This is a genomic window from Frankia nepalensis, from assembly GCF_016786325.1.
GTDB lineage: Bacteria > Actinomycetota > Actinomycetes > Frankiales > Frankiaceae > Pseudofrankia > Pseudofrankia nepalensis.
Map to the genome: position 1 here is coordinate 1 of NZ_JADWYU010000197.1, position 11069 is coordinate 11069.

Consider the following 11069-nt stretch of genomic DNA (forward strand, 5'->3'; position numbering starts at 1 on the left):
CCCCCACGGTGGAACCCCCCGGCCCCCGCGCCAGGGGAGGCGCGGTGACCGGGAGGTCGTGGACCCGGGCCCGGCCCGGGCCCGCCGTCAGCGCTTCGGCCGCAGCCGGGAGGCGACGGTCGGCAGGTCGGCGTAGGTGACGATGCCCGGGCGGGCGGCCACGACGGCGGGGATCGCGTTGACCGCCGGCATGGCGGTGATCATCGATCCCATCGCGGAGGCGTCGTCGAGGGTGAACGTGGCGATGTCCGCGGGCAGGACGTCGATGCGCAGGTTGATCTGTGGCGTGCCGCGGATCTCGATGAGGTAGGCCATGGCGACGTCCCAGGCCGGGTCGAGGTCCGCGGCGACGGTCCAGCGCACATGCGCCTCCACGACGTCGACGCCGGCGTCGGCGCCGATCCAGCGCACGTCGATGCCGGCGACGGTGCCGGCGGGGACACTGCGGCCGGGGACGTCGGCGTCGGTGGCCGCGTGGGCGAAACCGACCTCGCAGCGGATGTCGTCGAGCGGCAGGCCGAGCTGGTGGGCGATCGCCTCGACGGCGTCGCCGAACACCGCGGTCGCCTTCTGGATGTCCTCGGCGTGGCCGGGGTCGCCGGCCGGCCGGCCCCAGCCGAGCTCGTCCTGGTTCGCGTCCGCGGCCCACAGCCCGATGTTGAACGACTCGGTGACGCTGACGTAGTTGACCTCCCGGCACGGGCCGGAGGCCACCGTGGCGATGTAGTCGGCGAAGCCGGGGTTGATGCCGCTGCCGAAGAGGCTGGCGCCGCCGGCGCGGGCGGCCTCGTCGAGGGCGGCGCGCGCCTCGGCGCCGTAGGCGCGGCCGGTGATGAAACCGGCGGTGGAGACGACGTTGATGCCCGCGCGCAGCAGCTGGGTCAGGTGGTCGACGTCCGGGTAGAGCGGCATGTAGACGACGCAGTCCGGCTTCAGGGCGATGATCGCCTCGATGTCGTCGGTGGCGGTGGCCCCGAGGGTCCGCCCGAGGCCGACGAGCTCGCCCACGTCTTGGCCAACCTTCTCCTTGCTGAAGGCGAACGCGCCGACGAGCTCGAGCTCCGGCCGCTCGACGATCCCCCTGACCGCCTCACTCGCGATCTTACCGGTCGTCCACTGCACAATCCGTAAGGGGCGCTCTGTCAGCGTCATGCGTCTTCTCCTCCGTCACCGATCCGGAACGACCAGGATCGCGAGCCGTGGCCACGCCAGCCGACGTGGCGGTTGGCTCCGATCGTCGATCGGATGAGGTGGCATCTCGTGGGAACGACCAGGGGCGCGGGTCCCGGCGACTGTTGGGCGGTCGCCAAATCCTGCTGGTCGGTTGTCTAACACAGACCCCCCGCCCCGGCAAGGCTCGCCCTCGCGGGCAGCCCGGCCGGGGTGGGGGCTGTGGCGGAAGCCCTGGCTCGTGCCCCGAACGCCCGGCGGACCGTCAGACGCGGGTGAACGATCAGACGCGGGTGAGTGGAAAGTGTGGCTCGGGCGGCAGCCGGACCTCGAGCGGGTCACCAGGCCTGACGGTTCCGCCCCGAGCGACCATGCCCATGATGCCGGCCAGCCGCACGACGTCGCCGGCGCCATCTTTCTTCAGCACCTGCCTGAGCAGCCCGGCACGGAAGTTGTTGATCTGCTGGCACGGGTTGCGCAGCCCGGTCACCTGGATGACGGCGTCCCCGACGGCGAGGCGCGCGCCCACCGGAAGGGAGAGCAGCTCGAGCCCCCGGGTCGTGATGTTCTCGCCGAGCTGGCCGGGCAGCACCTCGTATCCGGCGTTGCCGAGCTCGTCGAGCAGCTCCGCGTGGATCAGGTGGACCTGGCGCAGGTTGGGCTGCGACGGGTCGGCCGCGACGCGGGAGCGATGCTTCACCGTGGCGCCGCAGTGGGCGTCGCCCCGCACCCCCAGGCCCTCCAGCAGCGTGATGGCGTCAAGGCTCTGCTTGCTGAAGGTATGCGCGGGGCTGACGTGGACACCCACTATCCGTCCGGCCACGTTGCCCCACCCTAGTCGATCCTCGCCGCCAGGGATCTCCCACAGGCGTGCCGCCGCTGCCCGGTCAGGTGATCCTGGCGCGGTCGCGCCAGAGGCCGAGCACGCGGCGGTCCCCGTCGATGTCGAGCCCGCCCGGGCCCCGGCGGTTCCACAGGAACAGGTAGAGGTCGGAGGCGGTGCCGCGGATCGAACAGTCGGCGGCGTCGTCGGCCGCGCGGCTGACCTCGCGCGCGTCGGGCCCGATCCGGATCGTCCAGCCGGCATCGACGTCCGCGCAGCGCGCCGCCAGCGTGACGGGCTCGGGGGAGACCAGCCGGCCGTGCGGCCGCGCGTGGAACCCGGTCAGCAGCTCGTCGATCCCGTCGGCGCCGAACCGGGCCGACACGCCCGGCGCGCCCACCGGCTCGGCCTCCGCCGCGAGCGCCCGCCCGGAGGCGGCCAGCGCGAGCTCCGCGTCGACCCGGTGCACCGCCGTCTCGTGGGCCTGCCGGCGGGCCCAGAAGGCCAGCGGCGACGACGCGCCCGGCAGGAAGGCCCAGCAGGAAAGGTCCGGCGCCGCGGACTCCAACGCGTCGACGAGCGCCGCGTGCCCGTCGCGGAACCAGCCGAGCAACTGGCCGTCGGGGACGACGAGCGCGCCGTCGCCGTCGATCGGCCGCGGCACCTCGTTGCCGGTCCGCACATAGGTCGCGGCCCACCGGTGCACGCAGCCGGTGTGGATCAGCAGGTCACGCACCCGCCAGCCGGGCGCCGGCGGTACCTCGGCGCCGAAGCCGGCGGCGGCCGCCGCGGCCGCCATCCGCTCGCCCTCGCGCCGCAGCGCCGCGATGTGCTCCTTGGTCAGCATCCCCTGTCCCTGTTCTCGCGGCCCGCCCGTCCGGTCGGGCCGTCTCGTCGTCGTCGCGGCCGCCGGCCCGACGCGTCCCGGGGCCGCGGGCCGACGCCGACGTGGCGCGGAGCCGCGGCGACCGCCCGGGTCGCGTCGGCGCGGGTCACGCGGTGACCGGGGCGCGCCGGGTCGCCGTCCGCGCGGCGGCGTGGGCGACGGCGGCGGCGGCGAACGCGCGGATGACGGGGTGGACGCGGGACGGCTCGGCGGACAGCTCGGGCTGGAACAGCGTCGCGAGGAAGAAGGGGTGGCCGGGGAGCTCGACCACGCGGACGTCGCCGGCGTCGTCGGTGCCGGTGAAGCGCAGCCCGGCGGCGCGCAGCGCGTCGAGGTAGCCGTCCGCGACGCCGTAGGAGCAGTGGTAGCGCTCGACGGAACGCTCGACGCCGAACACCTGCTCGGCCAGCGAGCCGCGCTCGATGCGCACGGCGCTCTCGTGCCCGCGCAGCGAGCACTCCAGCGCGACGATCAGCAGGTCGGTCGCGTCCGGCGTCACCTCGGCGTGCGCGACCGACCCGAGGCCGCACACGTGGCGGGCGAACTCGAGCACCGCGTGCTGGAAGCCGCCGCAGGTGCCGAGGAACGGGACCTGGCCCTCCCGGGCGACCTGGGCCGCCGCGACCGCGCCGGCCTCGCTCGCGTACGGGCTGCCGGGGACGAGCCAGATGGCGTCGAAGCCGTGCAGCGCGCCGGGCCGCGCGGCGTCGGGGGTCGGGATCCAGTAGGCGTCCAGCGCGAGCCCGTCGCGTTCCCGCAGCTGGCGCAGGACCGGCGGGATGCGGCCGTGCGCCGCGATGTCGGTGGACCGGTCGCCCACGAGGGCGACGCGGGCGGTGGCGTGGGCGGCGGCCGAGAAGCTCGTCGGAGCGGTCGCGGCGGGCCCGGACACGGCCGGCGCGGCGGCGGTCGGGAAGGCCGCGGCCGGGGAGGCGGCGACTGGGGAGGCGGCGGTCGAGGAAGCCATGCCCCGATGGTGTCCGCGCCGCTGCTTCAGGTCGAACGATAATCAATTGTCACTCGATAAGCAGCGCTAATGGGGCGAGACTGGCGGGGTGGACCTGTTGCTGCTCCGGACGTTCACCACCGTCGCCCGCGCCGGCTCGTTCTCGGTCGCCGCGCGGGAGCTCGGCTACACCCAGAGCGCGGTCTCCCAGCAGATCGCCGCCCTGGAGGCCTCCCTCGGCGGGGTGGCGCTGCTGACCCGCCGGCCGGTCACCCCGACCAGCGCCGGCACCCGCCTGCTGGAGCACGCCGAGCCTTTGCTGCTGCGGGCCGCCGCCGCCCGCGCCGACGTGCTGCGCGCCGCCGGCGGGCCGCCAGACCACCTGCGCGTGGCCGCCTGCCCGCTGGCGATGCCCCGGCTCGCGGCGGCGTTCGCGCGGGCCACCGCCGCGATGCCCCGGCTCGACGTCACGATCTCGGTCGTCGCCAGGGACGAGGTCGCGACCGCCGTGGCCCGCGGCGCCTGCGAGCTGGGGCTCGCGGTCGGCCTCGCCGTCCCGGGCGACCCGCTGCGCCTCCCGGACACCGGGCCGCTGCGCGCCGTCGGGATCGCCACCGAGCCGGTCTGCGTCGCCCTGCCCGCCGACCACCCGCTCGCGGGCCGCGCCGGCCTGCGCCTCGCGGACCTCGACGCGGCCCGCTGGCTCGACGCGCCCGACGCCGCCGCGCCAGCCGCCGACCTGCGCCGCGCGACCGGCGCCGAGGACCTGATCCACTGCGCCCGCTACCTCGGCACCGACCTGGCGGGCCTGGTCGCCCTCGTCGCCGTCGGCGCCGGCCTGACGCTGCTGCCCGCGTGGGCGGTCGCCGACCACCCGGCCGTGGCGGCCGTCCCGGTCACCGCCCCGCAGATCGAGTACCGCACCGAGCTGCTGTCCGGCGTCACCGCCGACAACGGCTCCGCCGGCCGCGCGCTGGCCGCCTTCCTCGGCGCGTAGGGCGCCGCCCGCGCATGGTCACCCGCGCGGATCGACCTTTTGGCGGCGGCGCCGGAGCGGACAAACGGGTGATCACTCGATCGGGCTGACCGGTCGGCACCAATGTGCCTGCCGTCCGGCGGGGATCCGGCGCGCCGCCGGGCGGTTCGTAGGATCAGGTGCCCCAGCGGGGTGACGACAGTGATCACGGCAGAGAGGTCGCGCATGTTCGACAACCTGAAGGATCTGGCGGACAAGGCCGGGGACCTCAAGGAGAAGGCCGAGGACCTCGCCGAGAAGCACGGCGACCAGATCAACGATGGGCTGGACAAGGCCGGGGACTTCGTCGACGACCGCACCGGCGGCAAATACAGCGACAAGATCGACACCGGTGTCGAGCAGGGCCAGAAGCTCGTCGAGAGACTCGGCGACCAGGCGAGCTGATCGTCGCGAACTGATCGTCCTCGCCGTGGAGGACGGCGGCGCGACCGCCCGCGCCGCGCGGCGGCGATCCTTGTGGGCGACATAGTTTGCTAACGTCCACTAAATGAAGTCGCCCGGTCCGGCAGCCTCACCCGTCGAGGCCGTCCGCGCATGCCGGTGAACCCGGCGCCCGACCCGCCGCCGGCCGGCGCGGGCGAGGGCGGCGGGGACGGCGCCGCACCCGGCTGGGTGCGGCGGCTGTGGGGCTGCCTCCTGCGGCACAGGGGCGCCGTCGCGCTCTCGCTGACCGGCGCGCTGTTCGGCAGCGCCGCCCAGGCGGTCGTGCCGCTGGTCGCGCGCCAGATCGTCGACGGCGTCATCATCGAGCGCGACTCGCCGTTGTGGCCCTGGCTGCTGCTCCTGCTCGCCGCCGCCGCCGTGAGCTTCGTCTTCGCGCATCTGCGCCGCTACCACGGCGGCCGGGCGGCGCTGGGGGTCCAGAACGACCTGCGCAACGCCATGCACGACCACCTGCTCACCATGGACCTGGACACGCTCAGCCGGATGCCGACGGGCCAGCTGGTCGCCAGGGCCAACTCGGACTCGGCGCTCGTGCAGGGCCTGCTGAGCTTCCTGCCGCTGCTGTCCGGCAACCTGCTGATGATGACCGTGGCGCTGGGCGTCATGTTCACCCTCGCGCCGGGGCTCGCGCTCGTCGGCCTGCTGGTCGCGCCGGCGCTGGTCGCCATCGCCTACCGGCTGCGCATCCGGGTGTTCCCGGCGAGCTGGGACGCCCAGCAGCGCGAGGGCGACGTCGCCCAGATCGTCGACGAGGACGTCGGCGGCGTCCGCGTCGTCAAGGCGTTCGGCCAGGAGGACCGCGAGCTGCGCCGGCTCGCGGACGCGACCGGCGCGCTCTACGGCGCGCGGCTGCGGGCGGTCCGGCTGCGCGCCCGCTACGGCCCGCTGCTGGAGACGGTCCCGACGCTGGCCCAGGTGGCGATCCTCGCCGTCGGCGGCTGGATGGCGGTGCGCGGGTCGATCACCATCGGCACGTTCCTGGCGTTCTCCACCTACGTGGCCCAGTTCACCGCGCCGGCCCGGCAGCTCGCCGGCGTCCTGACCATGGGCCAGCAGGCCCGCGCCGGCGTCGAACGGATCTTCCAGCTGCTCGACACGCCGCCGGCGATCGCCGACCGGCCGGGCGCCGTCGAGCCGGGCGCGTTGCGCGGCGAGATCGCCTTCGAGGACGTCCACTTCGCCTACCCGGATGGCGCGCCGGTGCTGCGTGGCCTGGACCTGCGGATCGGCGCCGGCGAGCGGGTCGCGCTGATCGGCCCGAGCGGCAGCGGCAAGTCGACGGTGGCCGCCCTGGTGGGTCGTTTCCACGACCCCGGCTCCGGCCGGGTCACCGTCGACGGGCACGACCTGCGCGACGTGCGGCTCGCGTCGCTGCGCCGCCAGGTCGGCTTCGCGTTCGAGGAGAGCTTCCTGTTCTCCGACACCGTCCGCGCCAACATCGCCTACGGCCGGGCCGGCGCGACCGACGCGGCGGTGACGGACGAACAGATCGAGGCGGCGGCCCGCGCCGCCGGCGCCCACGAGTTCATCCTCGGCCTGCCACTCGGCTACGACACCGTCGTCGGCGAGCGCGGGCTGTCGCTGTCCGGCGGGCAGCGCCAGCGGGTCGCGCTCGCCCGCGCGATCCTCGCCGACCCGCGCGTCCTCGTCCTCGACGACGCGACCAGCGCCGTCGACGCCCGCACCGAGGAGCGCATCCACGACGCGCTGCGCGACGTGCTGCCCGGCCGGACCACGCTGCTGGTCGCCCACCGGGTCTCCACGCTGCACCTCGCCGACCGGGTCGTCGTCCTCGACGCCGGCCGCGCCGTCGACACGGGCACCCATGAGGAGCTGACCGCGCGCAGCGCGACCTACCGCGCCCTGCTGTCCGGGCTGGACCCGGAGCTCGCCGCGGGTCTCGGTGACCGCGTCGAGGCATTCGCGGAGATCGCCGACCAGGTCGACGGGCAGCTGACCACGGCCGCGGCCTGGGACGCGGCCAAGGCCCGGCAGGCGGCCGAGCGCGCCGGCGGGTCCGCGCCGAGGGTCGGCGCGCCCACCCTCGGGGCGGGGCTCGGCGGCGGGAGCCGCGGCGGCGGGCACGGCGTCGGCGCCGGCGGGTGGCGGCTCAACCTCGCGCCCACCCCCGAGCTGCTGGCCAGGGTCGCCGCGCTGCCGCCGGTCAGGGACGCCGCCACCGTGGACCTCGCCGCCGAGAGCCGGCCGGAGCCGGAGTTCGGCCTGCGCCGGCTGCTGAGCCGGTTCCGCCGGCCGCTGCTGCTCGGCCTGCTGCTGGTCGTGATCGACGCGGCGGTGGGGCTGGCCGGGCCGACGCTGGTGAAGTCGGGCGTCGACCACGGCGTCGCCCAGGGCTCCATGGCGGCGGTCTGGGTGACGTCCGCGATCTTCCTGACGCTCACCCTGCTCGACTGGGCCGACCAGGTCGCCGAGACGTTCGTGACCGGCCGCACCGCGGAACGCATCATGCTGTCGCTGCGGATCCGGATCTTCGCCCAGCTGCAGCGGCTGTCGCTGGACTACTACGAGCGCGAGATGTCCGGCCGGATCATGACGCGGATGACGACCGACGTCGACCAGTTCTCCACCCTCGTCGAGACCGGGCTGCTCTCGGCCCTGGTCGCGTTCGTGACGTTCGTCGGCGTCGGCATCGCCCTGCTGGCGATGAACCTGGAGCTGGGCCTGCTCACGCTGCTCGTCGTCATCCCGCTGGCGGTCGCGACCGTGCCGTTCCGCGCCCGAGCGGCCCGGCTCTACGACCTGTCGCGGGAACGGATCGCGGTCGTCAACGCGGACTTCCAGGAGAGCATCTCCGGGGTGCGCGAGGCGCAGGCCTTCGTGCACGAGGCCCGCACGATCGAGCGCTTCCACGGGCTGGGACAGGCCTACCTGCAGTCGCGGGTCGCCGCGCAGCGGATCGTCGCGACCTACTTCCCGTTCGTCGGGTTCCTCGCGGCGGTCGCCGACGCGATCGTGCTCGGCGTCGGCTCCGCGCTCATCGCGCACGGGGAGCTGACCCCCGGCGCGCTGATCGCGTTCCTGCTCTACATCAACATGTTCTTCGCGCCGATCCAGCAGCTCTCGCAGGTGTTCGACGCCTGGCAGCAGACCCGGGTGTCGGTCGCCCGGATCGCGGACCTCATGCGGCTGGAGACCCTGACGCCGCCCGCCGCCGAGCCGCTCGTCCCCGGCCGGCTGCGCGGCGAGCTGGTGCTCGACGACGTGCGCTTCGCCTACCCGACCGGCCCGGTGTCGCAGGCGTCGGCGGCGGTCGCCGCGGAGCTCGCCGTCGCCCGCGTCCCCGGGCGGCGCGGCCCGCGCGGCGACAGCCGAACCGGGGCGGCCCCGGTCACGGCGGTGCCGAGCCCTGCCGCGACGCTGGCGGCCGCGGCGGCGCTGGCCAGGCCACCGGAGGCGCTGCGCGGCGTCGAGTTGCGGGTGCGTCCAGGCGAGACCGTCGCCCTCGTCGGCGAGACGGGCGCTGGCAAGTCGACGGTGATGAAGCTGCTCGCCCGGTTCTACGACCCGGACGCGGGCGCGGTCCGCGTCGACGGCCACGACCTGCGTTCTCTCGACCTCGCGGCGTTCCGCCAGCAGCTCGGCTACGTCCCGCAGGAGCCGTTCCTGTTCACCGGCCCGATCCGGGACAACATCGCCTACGGCCGGCCCGGGGCGAGCGACGCCGAGGTGGAGGCCGCGGCCCGCGCCGTCGGCGCGCACGACTTCGTCGCCGCCCTGCCCGGCGGCTACCTGCACGAGGTCGCCGAGCGCGGGAGGTCGCTGTCGGCCGGGCAGCGCCAGCTCATCGCGCTCGCCCGCGCCGAGCTCGTCGACCCGGCGGTCCTGCTGCTCGACGAGGCGACCGCGAACCTGGACCTGGCCACCGAGGCGCGGGTCACCGCCGCGATGCGACGGGTGTCGCGCGCCAGGACCACGGTGCTCATCGCCCACCGCCTGCAGACCGCCCGCCACGCTGACCGGATCGTCGTCCTGGAGGCCGGCGGGGTCGCCGAGACCGGCACCCACGACGAGCTGATCACCGCCGGTGGCCGCTACGCCGCCATGTGGCGCGCCTTCGAGCTGGTCACCTCGACCGCCACCGGGCTGGCGCCGACCGAGCGCTAGCCCGCCGCCCGAGCCGGCGGGCATGTCGGGTCCGTCGCAGGTCACCCGGGGTCGAACGGCGGGGCGGTAAGGCCGCCGACGGTCGGGTTCGGCCCGCCGGCCTCCGCCAGAATGGCGGCCTGGCCCGGGCAGGTGTCCTGGTACGGCTCGTCGCCCAGGTAGCGGGCCCATTCCTGCTCGTCCAGCCCGCGGCCGGCTCGCTGGCAGGCCGCCTCGACCGGATCGTCCCGCAGCCGCGCGAGAGGGCCGAGATCCCACAGCTGCACGTCGCCGGCCGAGACGCCGTCGGCGATGCCGGTGGCGAGCAGCCCGCCGGGGCTGGCCGCGACCACGGCGACCGGGCTGTCGTAGTGCAGCGGCTCGCCGAGCTGGCGGGGATGGCCTGGGTCGCTGGTGTCCCACAGCCACACCGTGTCGCCGCTGCCGTCCTCCTCGGCGCCGTAGCCGCCGGTGGCGAGCAGCCCGCCGGGGCCGAAGGCCACCGCGGTGACCACGCCGTCGTGGAGCAGGGGGTCGCCGAGCTGGCGGGGGTGGCTCGGGTCGCTGGTGTCCCACAGCTGGGCCGTGCCGGCATTGGACTCCACGCGGCCGCCGCCGACGGCGAGCAGCCCGCCGGGGCCGAACGCGGCCGTGGTGATCAGGCTGTCGTGGGGCAGGGGGTCGCCGAGCTGGTGGGGGTGGTTCGGGTCGCTGGTGTCCCAGAGCCAGACCGCGTCGGAGCTGGCGTCGGCGATGCGGTCGTCGTAGCCGGCGGCGGCGAGCAGCCCGCCGGGGCCGAAGGCCACCGCGTTGACCGGGCCGTCGTGGGGCACGGGCTCGCCGAGCTGGCGGGGATGCTCAGGATCGCCGACGTCCCACAGCGCGACCGGCCCGTCGTTGCCGCCGACGGCGAGCAGCCCGCCCAGGCCCGACGCGACCGTTCTGACCGGGCCGGTGTGGGGCAGGGGTTCCCCGAGCTGGCGGGGGTGGCTCGGGTCGCTGGTGTCCCACAGCCGTACCATGCCGTCGTCGTCGTCGTCGTCGTCGCCGTCGCCGCCGGCGGCGAGCAGCCCGCCGGGGCCGAACGCCAGCGCGTAGATCTGGCCGCCGGAGGGCAGCGGTCGGCCGAGCTGGCGGGGGTGGTTCGGGTCGCTGGTGTCCCAGAGCCAGACCGCGTCGCCGCCGCTGTCTCCGTCCGCGACGGCGAGCAGTCCGCCGGGGCCGAACGCGGCCGCGGTGACCGTCCCGCCGTGGCGGAGCGGGTCGCCCAGGCGCGGGGGCTGGTCCAGGTCCGCGGTGTCCCACAGCCAGACCGCGCCGACGGTGCCGTCGTTGCCGCCGACGGCGAGCAGCCCGCCGGGGCCCGACGCCATCGCGCCGACGGAACCGTTGTGCGGGAGCGGCAGGCCGAGCTGGCGGGGGTGGCTTGGGTCGCTGGTGTCCCAGAACCGGACCGTGCCCTCGTCGCGGCCGTCGACGCTGGTGCTGTAGCCGCCGGCGGCGAGCAGCCCGCCGGGGCCGAACGCGACCGTGGTGATCAGGCTGTCGTGGGGCAGCGGCTCGCCGAGTTGGCGGACACGGCTCGGGTCGCTGGTGTCCCAGAGCCAGACCGCGTCGCCGGTGGCGCTGTCGAAGCTGGCGGCGCTGTCCAAGCTGGCGG

Annotated in this window: 8 protein-coding genes; 3 read left to right on the plus strand and 5 right to left on the minus strand. The window is 75.5% G+C overall.

Annotation, left to right across the window (positions count from 1 at the left end; all coding sequences use genetic code 11):
- Window positions 1-87: 87 nt before the first annotated feature.
- From I6A81_RS30020 to I6A81_RS30035, 4 genes are all read right to left on the minus strand, one after another.
- Complete coding sequence (locus tag I6A81_RS30020) at window positions 88-1152, minus strand: NAD(P)H-dependent amine dehydrogenase family protein (RefSeq protein ID WP_203002705.1); 1065 nt, start codon at window positions 1150-1152, stop codon at window positions 88-90.
- A gap of 301 nt (window positions 1153-1453) precedes the next feature.
- On the minus strand, window positions 1454-1993 hold the full coding sequence (locus I6A81_RS44115) for an MOSC domain-containing protein (RefSeq protein ID WP_307875004.1): 540 nt from the start codon (window positions 1991-1993) through the stop codon (window positions 1454-1456).
- 64 nt (window positions 1994-2057) lie between these two features.
- Window positions 2058-2840 (minus strand): maleylpyruvate isomerase family mycothiol-dependent enzyme, encoded by a 783-nt coding sequence (locus I6A81_RS30030; protein ID WP_203002704.1) that lies wholly within the window; start codon window positions 2838-2840, stop codon window positions 2058-2060.
- Between the two features lie 145 nt (window positions 2841-2985).
- Window positions 2986-3846 carry a CTP synthase C-terminal region-related (seleno)protein gene (locus tag I6A81_RS30035; RefSeq protein ID WP_203002703.1) on the minus strand — a complete coding sequence of 287 codons (861 nt, stop codon included), beginning with the start codon at window positions 3844-3846 and terminating at the stop codon, window positions 2986-2988.
- A gap of 88 nt (window positions 3847-3934) precedes the next feature.
- Here I6A81_RS30035 and I6A81_RS30040 point away from each other — a divergent pair, with 88 nt between their 5' ends.
- From I6A81_RS30040 to I6A81_RS30050, 3 genes are all read left to right on the plus strand, one after another.
- Window positions 3935-4822: a LysR family transcriptional regulator gene (locus tag I6A81_RS30040; protein ID WP_307875005.1), complete on the plus strand. Its 888-nt coding sequence runs from the start codon at window positions 3935-3937 to the stop codon at window positions 4820-4822.
- A 204-nt stretch (window positions 4823-5026) separates the two neighbouring features.
- Window positions 5027-5245, plus strand: coding sequence for an antitoxin (locus tag I6A81_RS30045; protein WP_203002702.1), 219 nt, complete (start codon window positions 5027-5029; stop codon window positions 5243-5245).
- Window positions 5246-5395: 150 nt separating this feature from the next.
- Window positions 5396-9430: an ABC transporter ATP-binding protein gene (locus I6A81_RS30050; RefSeq protein WP_203002701.1), complete on the plus strand. Its 4035-nt coding sequence runs from the start codon at window positions 5396-5398 to the stop codon at window positions 9428-9430.
- 41 nt (window positions 9431-9471) lie between these two features.
- Here I6A81_RS30050 and I6A81_RS30055 read toward each other — a convergent pair.
- A partial coding sequence (locus I6A81_RS30055) for a WD40 repeat domain-containing protein (protein WP_203010376.1) occupies window positions 9472-11069 on the minus strand: 1598 nt, incomplete at its 5' end.

What these genes read in the sequence shown, in the direction of transcription:
- I6A81_RS30020 (WP_203002705.1), bottom strand. Translation starts at nt 1,152, where the DNA reads ATGACGCTGACAGAGCGCCCCTTACGGATTGTGCAGTGGACGACCGGT.
- I6A81_RS30030 (WP_203002704.1), bottom strand. Translation starts at nt 2,840, where the DNA reads ATGCTGACCAAGGAGCACATCGCGGCGCTGCGGCGCGAGGGCGAGCGG.
- I6A81_RS30035 (WP_203002703.1), bottom strand. Translation starts at nt 3,846, where the DNA reads ATGGCTTCCTCGACCGCCGCCTCCCCAGTCGCCGCCTCCCCGGCCGCG.
- I6A81_RS30045 (WP_203002702.1), top strand. Translation starts at nt 5,027, where the DNA reads ATGTTCGACAACCTGAAGGATCTGGCGGACAAGGCCGGGGACCTCAAG.
- I6A81_RS30050 (WP_203002701.1), top strand. Translation starts at nt 5,396, where the DNA reads ATGCCGGTGAACCCGGCGCCCGACCCGCCGCCGGCCGGCGCGGGCGAG.